Source organism: Streptomyces sp. SCA2-17 (assembly GCF_044336695.1).
Window position 1 is genome coordinate 4,615,071 of record NZ_CP117521.1, and the last position, 17,533, is coordinate 4,632,603.

Annotated in this window: 13 protein-coding genes; 10 read left to right on the forward strand and 3 right to left on the reverse strand. The window is 72.1% G+C overall.

All coding sequences use genetic code 11. The annotated features are described in order from the left end of the window. Positions 1–34 precede the first annotated feature (34 nt). Together pruA and PS271_RS21030 are read left to right on the forward strand one after the other, a co-directional pair. The gene (pruA, locus tag PS271_RS21025) at positions 35–1,666 is read left to right on the forward strand and encodes an L-glutamate gamma-semialdehyde dehydrogenase (RefSeq protein ID WP_398383734.1); all 1,632 of its coding nucleotides are present in this window, start codon (positions 35–37) and stop codon (positions 1,664–1,666) included. A gap of 373 nt (positions 1,667–2,039) precedes the next feature. Continuing rightward, complete coding sequence (locus PS271_RS21030; protein WP_398383735.1) at positions 2,040–2,183, forward strand: hypothetical protein; 144 nt, start codon at positions 2,040–2,042, stop codon at positions 2,181–2,183. Positions 2,184–2,203: 20 nt separating this feature from the next. Here the strand turns inward: PS271_RS21030 and PS271_RS21035 are convergent, their stop codons facing one another. Beyond that, on the reverse strand, positions 2,204–3,856 hold the full coding sequence (locus PS271_RS21035; RefSeq protein WP_398383737.1) for a purple acid phosphatase family protein: 1,653 nt from the start codon (positions 3,854–3,856) through the stop codon (positions 2,204–2,206). Positions 3,857–3,986: 130 nt separating this feature from the next. Here PS271_RS21035 and PS271_RS21040 point away from each other — a divergent pair, with 130 nt between their 5' ends. From PS271_RS21040 to cimA, 4 genes are all read left to right on the forward strand, one after another. Next, positions 3,987–5,030, forward strand: coding sequence for a 3-isopropylmalate dehydrogenase (locus PS271_RS21040; protein ID WP_359594682.1), 1,044 nt, complete (start codon positions 3,987–3,989; stop codon positions 5,028–5,030). Between the two features lie 195 nt (positions 5,031–5,225). Then, complete coding sequence (locus PS271_RS21045) at positions 5,226–6,311, forward strand: branched-chain amino acid aminotransferase (RefSeq protein ID WP_398383739.1); 1,086 nt, start codon at positions 5,226–5,228, stop codon at positions 6,309–6,311. A 212-nt stretch (positions 6,312–6,523) separates the two neighbouring features. Then, positions 6,524–7,873 (forward strand): MFS transporter, encoded by a 1,350-nt coding sequence (locus PS271_RS21050; protein ID WP_398383741.1) that lies wholly within the window; start codon positions 6,524–6,526, stop codon positions 7,871–7,873. 281 nt (positions 7,874–8,154) lie between these two features. Next, on the forward strand, positions 8,155–9,780 hold the full coding sequence (cimA, locus tag PS271_RS21055; RefSeq protein WP_398383743.1) for a citramalate synthase: 1,626 nt from the start codon (positions 8,155–8,157) through the stop codon (positions 9,778–9,780). A gap of 60 nt (positions 9,781–9,840) precedes the next feature. On the opposite strand, the gene PS271_RS21060 is transcribed toward cimA, so the two are convergent. After that, entirely contained in the window at positions 9,841–10,476 is a 636-nt protein-coding gene (locus tag PS271_RS21060; RefSeq protein WP_398383745.1) for a TetR/AcrR family transcriptional regulator, read from the reverse strand. 85 nt (positions 10,477–10,561) lie between these two features. Here PS271_RS21060 and PS271_RS21065 point away from each other — a divergent pair, with 85 nt between their 5' ends. Next, a complete protein-coding gene (locus PS271_RS21065; protein ID WP_398383746.1) occupies positions 10,562–12,070 on the forward strand; it encodes an FAD-dependent monooxygenase in 1,509 nt (502 codons plus the stop codon). A gap of 13 nt (positions 12,071–12,083) precedes the next feature. Here PS271_RS21065 and PS271_RS21070 read toward each other — a convergent pair whose 3' ends face one another. Further along, positions 12,084–12,704 carry a YceI family protein gene (locus tag PS271_RS21070; RefSeq protein ID WP_398383748.1) on the reverse strand — a complete coding sequence of 207 codons (621 nt, stop codon included), beginning with the start codon at positions 12,702–12,704 and terminating at the stop codon, positions 12,084–12,086. Between the two features lie 242 nt (positions 12,705–12,946). Here PS271_RS21070 and PS271_RS21075 point away from each other — a divergent pair, with 242 nt between their 5' ends. The 3 genes from PS271_RS21075 to PS271_RS21085 all read left to right on the forward strand — a co-directional run bounded on the left by PS271_RS21075 (position 12,947) and on the right by PS271_RS21085 (position 17,382). After that, positions 12,947–15,373, forward strand: coding sequence for a polysaccharide lyase family 8 super-sandwich domain-containing protein (locus PS271_RS21075; protein WP_398383750.1), 2,427 nt, complete (start codon positions 12,947–12,949; stop codon positions 15,371–15,373). A 219-nt stretch (positions 15,374–15,592) separates the two neighbouring features. Beyond that, entirely contained in the window at positions 15,593–17,176 is a 1,584-nt protein-coding gene (locus PS271_RS21080) for an acyl-CoA carboxylase subunit beta (RefSeq protein ID WP_120753880.1), read from the forward strand. Positions 17,177–17,187: 11 nt separating this feature from the next. Beyond that, entirely contained in the window at positions 17,188–17,382 is a 195-nt protein-coding gene (locus tag PS271_RS21085) for an acyl-CoA carboxylase subunit epsilon (protein ID WP_398383751.1), read from the forward strand. Positions 17,383–17,533: the final 151 nt, after the last annotated feature.

Consider the following 17,533-nt stretch of genomic DNA (forward strand, 5'->3'; position numbering starts at 1 on the left):
CCCCCCGTAGAGCCCCCAAGGAGACACGGAACCCATGGACGCAGTGACCCAGGTCCCCGCCCCGGTGAACGAGCCGGTCCACGGCTACGCCCCCGGCAGCGCCGAGCGCGCCCGCCTGGAGGCCAAGCTCAAGGAGCTGGCGGCGAACCCGATCGACCTGCCGATGACCATCGGCGGCGAGAAGCGCATGGGCGGCGGCGAGCCGTTCAAGGTCGTCCAGCCGCACAACCACGCCGCCGTCCTCGGCACCTTCAACAACGCCACGACCCAGGACGCCCAGGACGCCGTCGACGCCGCGCTCGCCGCCGCCCCGGCCTGGCGCGCCATGTCCTTCGACGACCGCGCCGCGATCATCCTGCGCGCCGCCGAGCTGCTCGCCGGCCCCTGGCGCGAGACGCTGGCCGCCTCCACCATGCTGGGCCAGTCCAAGACCGCCCAGCAGGCCGAGATCGACACCCCCTGCGAGCTCGTCGACTTCTGGCGCTTCAACGTGCACTTCGCGCGCCAGATCCTCGCCGAGCAGCCGGTCGCCAACTCCGCCGGCGTGTGGAACCGCAGCGACCACCGCCCGCTCGAGGGCTTCGTCTACGCGATCACGCCCTTCAACTTCACCGCCATCGCCGGCAACCTGCCGACCGCCCCCGCCCTCATGGGCAACGTGGTCGTCTGGAAGCCGTCCCCCACCCAGACCCACGCCGCCGTGCTGCTCATGCAGCTCCTGGAGGAGGCCGGTCTGCCCAAGGGCGTCATCAACCTGGTGACCGGCGACGGCATCGCCGTCTCCGAGGTGGCCCTGAACCACCCCGAGCTGGCGGGCATCCACTTCACCGGCTCGACCAAGACCTTCCAGTACCTGTGGAAGACGGTCGGCAACAACATCGAGACGTACAAGTCCTACCCGCGCCTGGTCGGCGAGACCGGCGGCAAGGACTTCGTCGTCGCCCACCCGAGCGCCGACCGCGCCATCCTGAAGACCGCCCTGACCCGCGGCTCCTTCGAGTTCCAGGGCCAGAAGTGCTCCGCCTCCTCGCGCGCCTACATCCCCCGCTCCATCTGGGAGGACGGCTTCAAGGAGGAGTTCGCGGCCGAGGTCGACGGCATCACCATGGGTGACGTCACCGACCTGTCGCACTTCATCGGCGCCGTCATCGACGACCGTGCCTTCGCCAAGAACAAGGGCGCGATCGACCGCGCCAAGGCCGACCCGAGCTGCACGATCGTCGCCGGCGGCACGTACGACGACTCGGTGGGCTACTTCGTCCGCCCGACCGTCATCGAGTGCACCGACCCGGAGAACGAGGTCTTCACGACCGAGTACTTCGGCCCGATCCTCGCCGTCCACGTCTACGAGGACGCCGACTTCGACGCGATGCTGGAGCAGATGGAGTCCGTCTCGGCGTACGCCCTGACCGGCGCCGTCATCGCGAGCGACCGCGCCGCGGCCGCCGACGCCATGGCCAAGCTGCGCTTCGCCGCCGGCAACTTCTACATCAACGACAAGTCGACCGGCGCCGTGGTCGGCCAGCAGCCGTTCGGCGGCGGCCGCGCCTCCGGCACGAACGACAAGGCCGGCGCGGCCTCCAACCTGATGCGGTGGGTCTCGACCCGCTCCATCAAGGAGACCCTGGTCCCGCCGACCGACTACCGCTACCCGCACATGGGCTGACCTCAGCCCCGTAGCGGACCCTCCGCCCCCGCCCGGCTCCCCAGCCGGGCGGGGGCGGCGTCGTTGCCGGCCCGCGGGCCCGCGGGGCGCCTGTGGCCCTGCTCCCGTCCTGATCCGGCCCTGTTCCGTCGCCGTGCCGTCTCAGATAGTAGGAAGCCCGAGTATTTGGGCAGACAGCGCGGTACGGCTGTCTTAGCGTGGAAGAAGCCGGACGCGCGCTCCATCGAGCGTCAAGCGGTTGCGGCCCCGTGCGCGAGCGCAGGCGACCCCTGCGGCACCGCGGCCCCCGCCCTTCCCCCGGCGCTCTTCCCGCCCTTCCTTGTGTCTTCCTTTCACACCCCTCCCGCAGGCAGCAGAGGAGAAGTGACGTCCCATGGCCGACACCGCCGTCCGCAGGACCCGCCGCACGCCCCGTGCGGCCGACCGCACCGCCCGCCAGACCGACCGGATGAACGCCGCCGCCGCACTCCAGCGGGCCCTTGACCGCCGCGACAACGGCGGCGACACCGGTCACTGAGCGACCGGCAGGACCTGCCCTCAGTCCTGCCGCGCGGGGCGGACGACGTCGAAGTGGTCGATGCGCGCGCCGTTCTCCGCGAGAGCGGTCACCCGCAGCCGCGGGCGCCCGCCCCGTGCGGCCGGCTCGGACTCCACCGCGAGGAACGAGAAGCCGGTGTAGCGCACCCGCGACCACTCCACCTGCTCCGGGTGCTTCACGCGCCCCTTCTCCCAGAAGAAGCTCTCCACGCTCTCCTGGTCCTTCACATGGCCCTCGTAGCTGTCCGGCGCGGAGAAGTCGTACAGCGACTTCCCCGCGCCCCCGGCAGTCACGTAGACGATGCCGTCGCGCGTGGAGTCGGCGGTGCCGCCGACGGGGACCTTCCGCCCCACGCGCGTTCCGCGGAGCGCGTCGGTGCGCTCGTAGATGTGGTTGTGGCCGTTGATGACCAGATCGACCTTGTGCTTCTCGAAGAGCGGCAGCCACGTCTCCCGCACCGCGCCGTCCGAGGCGTGCGCCTTCGTCGTGGAGAACGCGCAGTGGTGGAAGAAGACGACGATGAAGTCGAGCCCGCGCGTGCGGCGCAGCTCGCCCAGGCGCCGGTCGAGCCACGCCGTCTGCGCGCCCCCGCTGTAGCCGGTGTTGGCGGTGATCTCGTACGAGAGGTCGTTGGCGTCCAGGGCGACGACGCCGACGTTGCCGTAGACGAACGAGTAGACGCCGGGGGAGTGCGCGGGGTCGAAGCCGTTGCGGGGGAGGGCCCAGCGGGCGCTCTGGCCGCCGTAGCCGTTGGGCGAGTACCAGGCCTCCATGTCGTGGTTGCCGGTGGTGACCATCCACGGCACGGACGCCGCCACGGACTCGGTCTGGGCGAGGAACTGGTCCCACACCCGGGCGTCGTAGACGTCCGTGGGCCGCCCCGAGCCGCTGTCGTCGGCGTAGCAGATGTCGCCCGCGTGCAGGTGGAACACCGGGTTCTGGCCGAGGATCAGCTGGTCGTTGGCGAGGGCCTGGTAGCTGACGCCCTGGTCACCGAAGGCGGTGAAGGTGAACTTCTCGGCCGTGCCGCCCTTCTCCGGGCGCTCGGGCGCCGTGCGGAAGGTGCTTATGCCGGAGAAGTGGCGCGGGTCGGCGGGGTCGTACCCGTCGTGCCCCACGCCGTAGTAGTACGTCCGGCCGGGGCGCAGGTTGTCGAGTGCGGCGTGCAGGTAGACCTGATCGACGGCAGGGAGCTTCTTCGACAGCGGCGGCGTGTGCAGCGTCCGCACCTCGGCCTCCAGCTTGAGGCCGAGGTCCCACGGCGCGAGGCCCACCCGGACGTACGGCCGTCTCACCGCGAACGGCACCTGCCAGGAGATCCGCATCTGCGTCCGCGGGTCGGCGCCGAAGGCCAGGTGCCGCCCGAACGGCGCCACGTGCTTGCCGTCGACCGCCGGGGCGGCGGAGGAGACGAGCAGCGCCGGGGACGACAGCGGCGAGGGCCCGGGGGAGGGCGCCGGGTCGGCGTACGCGCGCACGGCGCCGCCCAGGAGGCCGGTGCCGGCGGCGGCCCCGGCCGTCACCGCCCCGGCGCGCAGCATCCCGCGCCGGGTGAGCGGCCGGCCGAACCGGGCCCGCAGGTATGCGTGCTGTTCCGCCATGGTCATGCGGTCCGCGAGCTGTTCGGGGATGCCTACGCGTGGTGTGTCCATGGCGACCAACGTGCCAGGAACCGGCAACCCCGTTGCGGACTTTGGGTGAACGTGACCTGGCGGGTTCACCATGTGTCCGTATCGTGGACAAGGTGTGTCATCCAACGGGACGGCGGAGTACGGTCCCGGTATGTCTCGCAGCATTCGCCTCGCAGTGATCCCCGGTGACGGCATCGGCCGGGAAGTCGTGGCCCAGGGCCTCAAGGTGCTCTCGGCGGTCCTCCCGTCGGACGTGAAGCTGGAGACCGAGGAGTACGACCTCGGCGCCCGGCGGTACCACGCGACCGGTGAGATCCTGCCCGACGCCGAGCTCGCGTCCCTCAAGAACCACGACGCGATCCTGCTCGGGGCGATCGGCGACCCCTCCGTGCCCGCCGGCGTGCTGGAGCGCGGCCTGCTGCTCAAGCTGCGGTTCGCCTTCGACCACTACGTGAACCTGCGGCCCTCGAAGCTCTTCCCGAACACGGCCACCCCGCTCGCCGGGCGCCCGGACATCGACTTCGTCGTCGTCCGCGAGGGCACCGAAGGCCCCTACACCGGCAACGGCGGCTCCCTGCGCACCGGCACCCCCGCCGAGGTCGCCACCGAGGTCAGCGTCAACACCGCCCTCGGCGTGGAGCGCGTGGTGCGCGACGCCTACGAGCGGGCCCAGGCGCGCCCCCGCAAGAAGCTGACGCTCGTCCACAAGAACAACGTCCTCGTCTACGCCGGACAGCTGTGGAAGAGCACCTTCGACCGGGTGGGCCGGGAGTACCCCGAGGTCACCACCGACTACCTGCACGTGGACGCGGCGACCATCTTCATGGTCACCCGGCCCGGGCAGTTCGACGTGATCGTCACCGACAACCTCTTCGGCGACATCCTCACGGACCTCGCCGCGGCCGTCACCGGCGGCATCGGCCTCGCCGCCTCGGGCAACATCAACCCCGACGGCGCGTTCCCCTCCATGTTCGAGCCGGTCCACGGCTCGGCGCCCGACATCGCGGGCACCGGCAAGGCCGACCCCACCGCCACGGTGCTCTCCGTGGCCCTGCTGCTGCGCCACCTCGGCTACGAGGCCGAGGCCGCCCGCATCGAGACGGCCGTCGCCGAGGACCTGGCCGCCCGGGACGGGGCCGCGCCCCGCACCACGGACGAGACCGGCGACGCCCTCGCCCTACGGGTAACCGGCTAGCACCCGGCCGCTGACTCAGCGCGCGGCCGGATGCGACCATCGATCCAGGGCCGCGCGCACGTTTTCCGTCCACGGCCCCACGAGCGATAATCGAACGTGGGGCCGCGGCATGAGGGGAAGCTCGGATGCTCTGACACCGTCAGGGACGGGGCGAGCTCGCGGTCCGACACACACAACGGTGAAGGACACGCACTCATGACGACGCCCACGATCGAGCTCAAGCCCTCTTCGCACCCGCTGTCGGACGCGGAGCGGGAGCAGATCCTGGCCAGCCCCGGCTTCGGCCGCCACTTCACCGACCACATGGTGACGATCAAGTGGACGGAAGGCCGGGGCTGGCACGACGGCCAGCTCGTTCCGTACGCGCCGCTGTCGATCGACCCGGCGAACATGACGCTGCACTACGCGCAGACGATCTTCGAAGGCGCCAAGGCCTACCGCCAGCCCGACGGCTCCGTCGCCATCTTCCGGCCCGAGGAGAACGCCAAGCGCCTGCAGGCCTCCGCGCGCCGGCTCGCCATGCCCGAACTGCCCGTCGAGACCTTCATCGAGGCGTGCGACGCGCTGGTGAAGCAGGACAAGGCGTGGGTGCCCGGCTCCGGCGAGGCCTCCCTCTACCTGCGCCCCTTCATGTTCGCGACCGAGGTCGGCCTCGGCGTCCGCCCGGCCAACGAGTACATGTTCGTGGTCATCGCCTCGCCCGCCGGCGCCTACTTCCCCGGCGGCGTGAAGCCGGTCTCGGTGTGGCTGAGCGAGGAGTACGTGCGCGCGTGCCCCGGCGGCACCGGCGCCGCCAAGGCCGGCGGCAACTACGCCGCCTCCCTCGTCGCCCAGGCCCAGGCCATGGAGCACGGCTGCGACCAGGTCGTCTGGCTGGACGCCATCGAGCGCCGCTGGATCGAGGAAATGGGCGGCATGAACCTGTACTTCGTGTACGGCGACAAGATCGTCACCCCCGAGCTCACCGGCTCCCTCCTCCCGGGCATCACCCGCGCCTCGCTGATGACGATCGCCGCCGACCTCGGCTACGAGGTCGCCGAGGGCCGCATCTCCGTGGACGACTGGAAGAACGGCTGCGCCGACGGCACCCTCACCGAGGTCTTCGCGTGCGGCACCGCCGCCGTCATCACCCCGGTCGGCTCCGTGAAGTCCGCGCGCGCCGGCTGGACCGTCGCCGACGGGCAGCCGGGCGAGGTCACCATGAAGCTCCGCAAGGCGCTCCTCGACATCCAGACCGGTGTCGCCGAGGACACCCACGGCTGGATGCACCCCCTGGGCTGAAGCCCGCGCTGACTGACGTACGTCCGTATGCCCGCGTCCACGGATGCGGGCATACGTATGTACGCGGCGGAACGGGCACGCCCGCACGCCGCTGTACGAAAACGGGAGCGCCCGCACGCCGCGTCCCCGTGAACGCAACGCACGCAAGTACGCGTGATCGTTGCCGGCCGGACCCTTGTCCGCCCCGTGCCGTTCCGCCACCGTGATCCATCATGGGACAGCACTGGAAGAAGATCTGGGTCGGCTCGGCCGGCAACATGGTCGAGTGGTTCGACTGGTTCGTCTACGCGTCGTTCGCGACGTACTTCGCGGGCTCCTTCTTCCCCGCGGGCAATGACACCGCGAAGCTGATGAACACCGCCGGCATCTTCGCCGTCGGCTTCTTCATGCGCCCCGTGGGCGGCTGGCTGCTCGGCCGGGTCGGCGACCGCAAGGGCCGCAAGGCGGCCCTCACGCTGACCGTCTCCCTGATGTCCGCCTCGGCCGTCCTCATCGCCGTAGCGCCCACGTACGCGGTCGCCGGCTACGGCGGCGTCGCCGTCCTCCTCGTCGCCCGCCTGCTCCAGGGCCTGTCGGTCGGCGGCGAGTACGCGGCCAGCGCCACGTACCTCACGGAGGCGTCCGCGCCGGGCCGCCGCGGCTTCGCCTCCAGCTTCCAGTACGTGTCGATGACGGCGGGCCAGATCCTCGGCCTGGGGCTCCAGATCGTGCTTCAGCACACCCTCTCCAGCGGCGAGCTGCACAGCTGGGGCTGGCGCATCCCGTTCGTCGTGGGCGCGCTCGGCGCGGCCGTCATCTTCTACCTCCGCCGCAACATGCTGGAGACGGAGGCGTACACGGAGGCCACGGGGGAGTCCACCGGGGAGAGCGCCGAGCAGGCCGCCGCGCAGGCAGCCGAGCGCGGCACCATCCGGGCCCTCATGCGGCACAAGCGCGAGGCCTTCCTCGTCATCGCCCTCACCATGGGCGGCACCCTCGCGTACTACACGTACACCACCTACCTGACGAAGTACCTGTCCAACAGCGCCGGCCTCCCCAAGCAGACCGCGACTCTGGTCAGTTTCTGCGCCCTGCTGGTCTTCGCCTGCCTGCAGCCCCTCGCGGGCGCCCTCTCGGACCGCATCGGCCGCCGCCCCCTGCTGATCACCTTCGCGGTGGGCTCCACCTTCCTCACCGTGCCGATCATGACCATGCTCAAGCACGCGGGCTCGTTCTGGCCGGCGCTGGGCCTGTCCCTGCTCGCCCTGGTCGTCGTCACCGGCTACACCTCCATCAACGCGTGCGTGAAGGCCGAGCTCTTCCCGACGGGCATCCGGTCGCTGGGCGTCGCCCTGCCGTACGCGATCGCCAACGCGCTCTTCGGCGGCACGGCCGAGTACGTGGCCCTGTGGTTCAAGAACAGCGGCATCGAGTCGGGCTTCTACTGGTACGTGGCCGGCTGCGCCGCGGTGTCCCTGGTCGTCTACCTGACCATGCGGGAGACGCGGGACATCGACCTCAAGCGCGTCGGCGGCGCGTCCGAGGGCGCCCCGGCGGACGCGGGCAAGGTGCCCGCATCCTGAGACCCGCCCGCACGGCGGAACCGGCGTGTGCCAGGATGCACCTATGCTCCCGTTCGCCATGATTATTGGCAGCAGGCGCGCCGGTCCGCAGTGACCGCTCCCGTACCACCCGTACGGAGCGGACACCGTCGTCCCAGACCCGCGCGCAGACCTCTCGCACCCGCGAGAGGTTTTTGCGTTTTCCGGCCCACCCGCGCCGGGGGACGCAGGGCGAGGGAAGCATGGGGACGGTGGAACGGGTAATTCCGGTAGACCGACATCCTCACAGGAGTCAGAGCAGCATGACGGACGCAACCGACGGCCCCGACGAACGCACCCACGTCGACGACCGCTTCCACGTCTTCGACACCACGCTGCGCGACGGCGCGCAGCGCGAGGGCATCAGCCTCACCGTCGCGGACAAGCTGACCATCGCCCGGCACCTGGACGACTTCGGCGTCGGCTTCATCGAGGGCGGCTGGCCGGGCGCCAACCCCCGCGACACCGAGTTCTTCCAGCGCGCCCGCGAGGAGATCGCCTTCCGCCACGCGCAGCTCGTCGCCTTCGGCGCCACGCGCAAGGCGGGCGTGCGGGCCGAGGACGACCCGCAGGTCGCCGCCCTGCTCGACTCCGGCGCCCCGGTGATCACCCTGGTCGCCAAGTCCCACGACCGGCACGTCGAACTGGCCCTGCGCACCACCCTCGACGAGAACCTCGCCATGGTGCGCGACACCGTGGCGTACCTGTGCGGGCACGGCCGGCGCGTCTTCGTCGACTGCGAGCACTTCTTCGACGGCCACCGGGCCAACCCGGACTACGCCCTCGAGGTCGTCCGCACCGCGCACGAGGCGGGCGCCGACGTCGTCGTCCTGTGCGACACCAACGGCGGCATGCTGCCCGCGCAGGTCGGTGCGACGGTGCGGGAGGTCATCGAGGCGACCGGCGCCCGCCTGGGCATCCACGCGCAGGACGACACCGGCTGCGCCGTGGCCAACACGCTCGCCGCCGTCGACGCCGGCGCGACGCACGTGCAGTGCACCGCCAACGGCTACGGCGAGCGCGTCGGCAACGCCAACCTGTTCCCCGTCGTGGCCGCCCTGGAGCTCAAGTACGACCGCCGTGTGCTGCCGCACGGGGCCCTGGCCGAGATGACGCGCATCTCGCACGCCATCGCCGAGGTCGTCAACCTCACGCCCTCCACGCACCAGCCCTACGTGGGTGTCTCGGCGTTCGCGCACAAGGCCGGGCTGCACGCCTCCGCGATCAAGGTCGACCCGGACCTGTACCAGCACATCGACCCGGAGCGGGTCGGCAACACCATGCGCATGCTCGTCTCCGACATGGCCGGCCGCGCCTCCATCGAGCTCAAGGGCAAGGAGCTCGGGGTCGACCTCGGCGGCGACCGCGAGCTGATCGGCCGGGTCGTCGAGCGCGTCAAGGAGCGCGAGCTCGCGGGCTACACCTACGAGGCCGCCGACGCCTCCTTCGAGCTGCTGCTGCGTGAGGAGGCCGAGGGGCGCGCCCGGCGCTACTACCGGATCGAGTCCTGGCGGGCGATCGCCGAGGACCGGCCGGACGGCACGCACGCCAACGAGGCCACCGTGAAGCTGTGGGCCAAGGGGGAGCGCATCGTCGCCACCGCGGAGGGCAACGGCCCCGTCGACGCGCTCGACCGGGCGCTGCGCGTGGCGCTGGAGCGCATCTACCCGCAGCTGGCCGCGCTCAAGCTGACCGACTACAAGGTGCGCATCCTGGAGGGCAGCCGGGGCACGGGGTCGATCACCCGGGTCCTGGTCTCCACGAGCGACGAGAGGGGCGAGTGGTCGACGGTCGGCGTCGCCGAGAACGTCATCGCCGCCTCGTGGCAGGCGCTCGACGACGCCTACGCGTACGGGCTGCGGCGCGCGGGCGTGGAGCCGCGGGAGTGAACCGCGGGCCGGGGCGCGGGCCCGCGCATGAGGCCGCCCCTGAGGCGGCCTGAGCGGGGTTCAGAGCCCCCGGGCCGCCAGTCCGGCGCCGAGCAGCTCGTACGCCAGCTCGGCGTCGGCATGGGCCGCGTCCAGGACGGCGCCGGTGATGCGGCCGCCCTCCAGGCGCTGCCAGTTGTCCCGCGCGAGGACGTGGTGGACGGCGATGATCTGCGCCGCCGCCAGCCGCGCCGCCGCCTCGTCCGCTCCCGTCTCCGCCAGGGCCCCGGCCAGGGCCCGTTCGTCCTCGGCGGCGTAGCGCATGAGGCGGCCTTGCAGGCTCGGCGTCGAGTAGACCATGTCCCGGAAGGCCAGCACGGCGGGCACGTCGCACAGTCCGGTGACGGGGTCGCGGGCGTCGAGCCGGGCGTGGAAGTGGGCGCGGAGCGCGGCCAGGGGCGACTCGCCCGGGGCCCGCCCGCGCACGACGCGCGCCGCCTCCCCCTGGTGGTCGGCGATGCGGTGGAGGACCAGGTCCTCCTTGGCCGGGAAGTAGCGGAACAGCGTCGGCTTCGACACCTCCGCGGCCGCCGCCACCTCGGCCACCGACACCTGGTCGAAGCCGCGCTCCAGGAAGAGCGCGATGGCGGTCTCGGACAGCGTCTGCCGCGTGCGGTGCTTCTTGAGCTCCCGCAGCCCGGTCTTCTCCTCGGTCACCAGGCCACCCTAGCAACGATCGGCGTTACTCAGAAACTTTTGTTACTCGGTTGCATTTTACGTCCGGGCGGTCTTTCATGAACCCATGACGACGACCACCGCCACCGCCGGAGCGGCGACCGCTACTGACGTCCTGATCGTGGGCGCCGGCCCGACCGGCCTCACCCTCGCCTGTACCCTCGCCCGTGCCGGAGCGGCCGTACGGATCATCGACAAGTCCCCGGAACCTCACCGCGCCTCCCGCGGCAAGGGCCTCAACCAGCGCAGCCGCGAGCTCCTCGACGACCTCGGCGCGGGCGCGGAGGCCGCGGCATGGGGCACCGAGCACATCACCCTGCGCAAGTACCGCGACGGCGTGGCCGTCGCCGACACCGTCGCCTTCGGGGACCGCACCCCCACGCCGGACACCCCGTACGCCAGCGGCCTGCTCATCCCCCAGTGGCGCACGGAGGAGGTCCTGCGCCGCACGCTCGCCCGGTACGGCGTGGAGCCGGAGTTCGGCTGCGAACTCGCCGCGTTCACCCAGGGCGCGGGCGGCGTCGTCGCGACGCTCGCCGACGGGCGGCGCATCGAGGCCGCCTACCTCGTGGGCTGCGACGGCGGCCGCAGCCCCGTGCGCAAGGCGCTCGACGTGACCTTCGAGGGCCGCACCGACGCCGAGGAGTGCATGGTGATCGGCGACGTCCGCGTAGCCGGGCTCGACCCCGCCTACTGGCACCAGTGGTTCGACGAGGACGCGGCGGTCATGCTCTGCCCGTTCCGCGGCAGCGCCCACTGGCAGCTCCAGGGCATGCCCGAGCGCGACGCTGACGGGCGCGCCCTGCCGCCGTCCCTGGAGTCCTTCCAGCGGCTCGTCGACCGCTGCTCACGGCAGGCGGGCATCCGGCTGTCCGACCCCACCTGGTTCTCCGTCTACCGCATCAACGTCCGGATGGCCGACCGCTTCCGCACGGGGCGGGTCCTCCTCGCCGGGGACGCGGCGCACGTCCACTCCATCGCCGGGGGGCTGGGCATGAACACGGGCATCCAGGACGCCTTCAACCTCGGCTGGAAACTCGCGTACGTGGTGCGCGGCCTGGCCTCGCCCGGCCTCCTGGACACCTACGAGGAGGAGCGGCTGCCCGTCGCCGCCTGGACGCTCGGCCTCACCGAGGAGCGGCTGCGCGCGGTGACCGAAGGCGTGAAGCAGGCGGGCGTCGGCACGGAGGCGGTGGTCACGGACGACGTCACCACGCTGGGCGTGGGCTACGGCTGGAGCTCGCTCGCATGGGGCGGGGCGAAGGCGGGCGAACGGGCCCCCGACGGGCCCTGCGGCGACGGCCGGCTCTTCGACGCCTTCGCCGGGCCGCACTTCACGCTGCTGGGCTTCGGGCAGGGGAGCGCGCCGGCCCTGGCGGAGGCGGGGGAGAAGTGCGCGGACCGCCTGCGCACGCGCCTCGTCGACGACCCCACGGGGCACACCCGGCGCGCCTACGGGATCGGGGAGGGCGAGGACGCCCTGGTGCTCGTGCGGCCGGACAACCACATCGCGCTGAGCGCGGGTGCGGACCGGGGCGCGGAGATCGCCGGTCGTCTCCTGCGCCTCGGCCGCTGACGCCGCACGGGGCTCAGGCCTGGGGCGCGGCCTTGACCGCGGAGATGTCGAAGGTCAGCTTCACCTTGTCGCTGACCATGACCCCGCCGGCCTCCAGGGCGGCGTTCCAGGTCAGGCCCCAGTCGGAGCGCAGGATCTCGGCGCCGCCCTCGAAGCCGACGCGCTCCATGCCGTAGGCGTCGGTGGCCGCGCCGTTGAACTCCAGGTCGATGGCGAGCGGGCGGGTGACGTCCTTGATGGTGAGGTCGCCGGTGATGCGGTAACGGTCCCCGCCGAGCTGCTCGGCGGCGGTGGAGCGGAAGGTCATGAGCGGGAAGCGCTCGGCGTCGAAGAAGTCCTCGCCGCGCAGGTGGGCGTCGCGGTCCTTCATGCCGGTGTCCACGCTCGGGATGCGGACGTCGATGGCGGCGGTGGAGCGGGACGGGTCGGTGCCGTCCAGGTGCAGGGTGCCCTCGTGTTCGAGGAAGGCGCCCTTGACGTTGGTCACCATGGCGTGGCGGACGGTGAAGCCGATGCTGCTGTGGGCGGGGTCGATCGTGTAGTCGCCGGTGAGGGCGGCGAGCGCGGGGTCGACGGCGCGCGGGGCGGCGACGGCGGCCGGGGCGGTGCTCTGCTTGCGGCTGAAGAGGCCCATGGTGTGCTCCCTGTGGCTGGGTCCGGGATGTCGAACGGAAGATCGTTGAATATTCAACTTGATGCTTCGAGAAGTACCGTAGCGCGTACTTGTTAAACATTCAACATCTTGCGGGGGTGAATTTCCGGCCGACTCCGGGCCGGCACCGCCACGTGTCATTGCCCCGCCTCCCGCCCCGTGCCACCGTGTGCCTCCGGCACCGTCCGCACCGTCCCGCACCGCGCCCCCGGGGAGGCCCCGCCGTGCCGTCCGGTCCCGCCGTTCCCCGCCCGTTCGCCTGGACCCGCAGAGGGTTCCTGGCCGCCTCCGTCGCCGGCGGTCTCGGCTTCACCACGGTCCCACGCGGCAGCGGCGACGGCGATGGTCAGGACGACGCGTTCGCATCTCTTCGCGCCCGCTGGCGCGGCCTCATGCTCGGCACCGGCTTCGACCCCGCCGCCGAGCCCTACGCGACCGCCCTGCGCCGCACCGGAGACCTCGCCCGCGCCTACCGCGCCGCCCTCTCCCCGGGCCCCGGCTCGCTCTGGCCGGACGCCCCCTTCGACCCGCCCTCCGGCATCACCCGCAGCTACGCCCGCCTGCACACCATGGCCCAGGCCTGGGCCCGGCCCGGCACGGGGCTCACCGGCGACCCCGCCCTCGCCGCCGACACCCTCACCGGCCTCGACCACGTGCACGCCCGCGCCTACCACCCCGCCACCACCCCGTACGGCAACTGGTGGGAATGGCAGATCGGCAGCCCCAGACTTCTCCTCGACAGCCTCGTGCTCCTCCACGACGAGGCCGGTCCCGCACGGCGCACCGCGTACCTCGCCGCCGTCGACCACTTCGTCCCTGACACGGCGCTCGGCGACTACACCGGCACCAGCACCGGCGCCAACCGCGTCGACCTGTGCCGCGTCGTCGCCCTCCGCGGCATCCTCGGGGCCTCCGCCGCCAAGACCGCCCTCGCCCGCGACGCCCTCTCGCCCGTCTTCCCCTACGTCACCCGCGGCGACGGCCTCTACGCCGACGGCTCCTTCGTCCAGCACACCCACGTCGCCTACTCCGGCACGTACGGACAAGTGCTGCTCGACGGGCTCGGCCGGCTCCTCGCCCTGCTCCACGGCTCCCCCTGGGAGATCACCGACCCCGCCCGGCGGACCGTCTACGACAGCGTCGAGAAGGCGTACGCGCCGCTCGTCCACGACGGGCTCGTCATGGACAGCGTCTCCGGCCGCGCCGTCAGCCGCGGCCTCCAGGCCGCGGACCCCGGCACGCCGCAGCAGAGCGACCACCAGCGCGGCCACGCCCTCATCGCCGCCATCGCCCTCCTCGCCACCAGCGCGAGCCCCGCCGAACGCACCCGCTGGCACGGCATGATCAAGGGCTGGGCCGCCCGCGACACCACCCTCCCGCTGCTCACCGACCCCGCGCTCCCCATCGCCGACCTCGCCCGCCTCGCCGCCGCCTGCGCCGCGCACGGGGCCCCCGCGCCCGCCCCCGTGGGGCACCGCCTCTTCCCCGCCATGGACCGCGCCGTGCACCGCCGCCCCGGCTGGACGGCCGCCATCGCCATGGCCTCCGACCGCATCGCCCACTACGAGAACGGCAACGGCGAGAACCCGCGCGGCTGGCACACCGGCGCCGGAATGCTCTACTGGTGGCGCGCGGGCGCCGGAGGCCCCTACACCGATGCCTTCTGGCCCACCGCCGACCCCTACCGCCTGCCCGGCACCACCGCCTCCGCCAAGCCGCTGGCCGCCGATGAGGGCGGCGCATGGGGCGAGCCCCGGCCCGCCGCGCGCTGGGTCGGCGGCGTGACCGACGGCGAGTACGCCCTCGTCGGCCAGCACCTCAAAGGGCTCTCCTCCACCCTGGAGGCCCGCAAGACGTGGATCTGCACCGCGGACGCCGTCGTCTGCCTCGGCGCCGGCATCACCGCGCGCGACGGCCACCCCGTCGTGACCACCGTCGACCACCGCAACCTCGGCCCGCACGGGGCCCCCGCCCTCCTCGTCGACGGCACCCCGCAGCCCGTCACCGACGGCTGGAACGCCCGCTACGAGGCCGCCCGCTGGATCCACCTCGAAGGCCACGGCGGCTACGTCTTTCCCGCCTGCCTCCCCGGCGTTCCCGGCGGCACCTCCCCGCTCCACGCCCTGCGCGAGGCGCGCACCGGCTCCTGGCGCGACATCAACGCCGGCGGCGCCCCCGACCGCCTCACGCGGCGCTACCTCACCCTCTGGCACCCCCACGGCACCGACCCCGAGGACGCCGCCTACGCCTACCTCCTCATGCCCGGCGCGGGGCCCCGTGCCCTGGCCGCCCGCGCCGACGACGCGACCTGGCTCCGCCTCCTCACCAACACCGCCGGCTGCCAGGCCGCCCACCTGCCCTCCCTCGGCCTCACCGCCGCCGCCTTCTGGACCCCCGGCACGGCCGGCCCCCTCACCTCCAGCGCCCCCGCCGCCGTGCTCGTCCGCGACCACGGCCGGACCGCTACCCTCCATATGGCCGAACCGCCCCGCACCGGCGCACCCTTCGAGATCACCTGGAACCGCCCCGTGCGCCGCGTCACCGCCCACGACCCCGCCGTCCGCGTCCTGTCGACAGGCGACAGCCTCCGGCTCCGCATCGCCCCCGGCACCGCCTGCGCCCCGCACCGCTGCTCCGTAGCCCTGGCATGACCGGGCGTGACGCCTTTTCGGGCCTGATGCCCGTCAAGTTCACTTGCCTACGGGTCGAGGGCGGGAGTTTTGTGGGACCTCCACATAAGCACCCCCCGATCGGGGGGACCCCCGCTCCGGGCCGCTGCACCCCTCTGTGACGCCTGCCCACCAAAACGCACATGACGTTGTATGGAAACGACATGAGTTTCGGACGGCCCCGCCACGTACCGTCTATGCATGAGCAATCTCGAAGGTGCGCCCGTAGAGGCGAGTGACGTCCGTGGGCGCGTCGCCGAGCTGCACGCCATTCGCGAGCAGGTTCGGCGAGGTCCGAGCGAGCGGGCGACCCAGGCCCAGAAGGCCAAGGGGAAGCTGACGGCCCGCGAGCGAATCGACCTCCTGCTGGACGAGGGGTCCTTCTCGGAGGTGGAGCCGCTGCGCCGGCACCGTGCCTCGGGATTCGGGCTGGAGAGCAAGAAGCCCTACACCGATGGTGTGATCACGGGCTGGGGCACGGTGCACGGCCGGACCGTGTTCGTGTACGCGCACGATTTCCGGATCTTCGGTGGTGCGCTGGGTGAGGCCCACGCGACGAAGATCCACAAGATCATGGACATGGCGATCGCGGCGGGTGCGCCGCTGGTGTCGCTGAACGACGGCGCGGGTGCCCGTATCCAGGAGGGCGTTTCGGCGCTGGCCGGTTACGGCGGCATCTTCCAGCGCAACACCAAGGCTTCGGGTGTCATCCCGCAGATCTCCGTGATGCTCGGCCCGTGCGCGGGCGGCGCGGCGTACTCGCCGGCGCTGACGGACTTCGTGTTCATGGTCCGCGAGACCTCGCAGATGTTCATCACCGGCCCCGACGTCGTCCGCGCCGTCACCGGCGAGGAGATCACCCAGAACGGCCTCGGCGGCGCCGACGTGCACGCGGAGACCTCGGGCGTGGCGCACTTCGCCTACGACGACGAGGAGACGTGCCTGGAGGAGGTGCGCTACCTCCTCTCGCTCCTGCCGCAGAACAACCGGGAGAACCCGCCGCGCGTCGCGAGCGAGGACCCGGCCGACCGGCTGGGCGAAGCCCTGCTCGACCTGGTGCCCGCCGACGGCAACCGCCCGTACGACATGCGCAAGGTCATCGAGGAGATCGTCGACGACGGCGAGCACCTCGAGGTCCACGAGCGCTGGGCCACCAACATCATCTGCTCCCTGGGCCGACTGGACGGCCAGGTCGTCGGCATCGTCGCCAACCAGCCCCAGTCGCTGGCCGGCGTGCTCGACATCGAGGCGAGCGAAAAGGCTGCGCGCTTCATCCAGATGTGCGACGCTTTCAATATTCCGATCATCACTCTTCTGGACGTCCCGGGCTTCCTTCCCGGCGTCGACCAGGAGCACGGCGGGATCATCCGCCACGGCGCGAAGCTGCTGTACGCGTACTGCAACGCGACGGTGCCGCGCATCTCGGTGATCCTGCGCAAGGCCTACGGCGGCGCGTACATCGTCATGGACTCCCAGTCGATCGGCGCGGACCTGACGTACGCGTGGCCGACGAACGAGATTGCCGTGATGGGCGCCGAGGGTGCGGCCAACGTGATCTTCCGCAAGCAGATCGCCGAGGCCGATGACCCCGAGGCCATGCGGGCGCGGATGGTCAAGGAGTACAAGGCCGAGCTGATGCACCCGTACTACGCCGCGGAGCGCGGGCTGATCGACGACGTGATCGACCCGGTCGAGACCCGTCAGGTGCTGATCCGGGCCCTGGCGATGCTCGCCTCGAAGCACGCCGACCTGCCCTCCCGCAAGCACGGCAACCCGCCCCAGTAAGGGAGAAACGCATGACCGACACGCTCGTCCGCGTGGAGAAGGGCACGGCCGACGCCGAAGAGCTCGCGGCCGTCACCGCCGTCCTCCTCGCCCGTGCCGCCGCCGGCAACGAGGCGGCACCGCCCCGCCCCCGCCGCACCACGGCCGTCTGGCGCCGCCTGGAGCGCTCGCCGGGCTTCCGGGCACCGCACAGCTGGCAGGGCTGAGGCCGGGGGTCCGGGGGTAGCCCCCGGGCAAACACAGCCGGGCACCGCACAGCTGGCAGGGCTGAGAAACCGATCCATGCGTGAGGCCCGGGGCATCGCCCCGGGCCTCACGCATGGCCTCATGCCGCCGCTTCGTACGGCCTCATGCGGC

Excerpts from the sequence above, each read along its gene's own strand:
- pruA (WP_398383734.1), top strand. The coding sequence starts at position 35 with ATGGACGCAGTGACCCAGGTCCCCGCCCCGGTGAACGAGCCGGTCCAC.
- PS271_RS21030 (WP_398383735.1), top strand. The coding sequence starts at position 2,040 with ATGGCCGACACCGCCGTCCGCAGGACCCGCCGCACGCCCCGTGCGGCC.
- PS271_RS21035 (WP_398383737.1), bottom strand. The coding sequence starts at position 3,856 with ATGGACACACCACGCGTAGGCATCCCCGAACAGCTCGCGGACCGCATG.
- PS271_RS21040 (WP_359594682.1), top strand. The coding sequence starts at position 3,987 with ATGTCTCGCAGCATTCGCCTCGCAGTGATCCCCGGTGACGGCATCGGC.
- PS271_RS21045 (WP_398383739.1), top strand. The coding sequence starts at position 5,226 with ATGACGACGCCCACGATCGAGCTCAAGCCCTCTTCGCACCCGCTGTCG.
- PS271_RS21050 (WP_398383741.1), top strand. The coding sequence starts at position 6,524 with ATGGGACAGCACTGGAAGAAGATCTGGGTCGGCTCGGCCGGCAACATG.
- cimA (WP_398383743.1), top strand. The coding sequence starts at position 8,155 with ATGACGGACGCAACCGACGGCCCCGACGAACGCACCCACGTCGACGAC.
- PS271_RS21065 (WP_398383746.1), top strand. The coding sequence starts at position 10,562 with ATGACGACGACCACCGCCACCGCCGGAGCGGCGACCGCTACTGACGTC.
- PS271_RS21070 (WP_398383748.1), bottom strand. The coding sequence starts at position 12,704 with ATGGGCCTCTTCAGCCGCAAGCAGAGCACCGCCCCGGCCGCCGTCGCC.
- PS271_RS21080 (WP_120753880.1), top strand. The coding sequence starts at position 15,593 with ATGAGCAATCTCGAAGGTGCGCCCGTAGAGGCGAGTGACGTCCGTGGG.
- PS271_RS21085 (WP_398383751.1), top strand. The coding sequence starts at position 17,188 with ATGACCGACACGCTCGTCCGCGTGGAGAAGGGCACGGCCGACGCCGAA.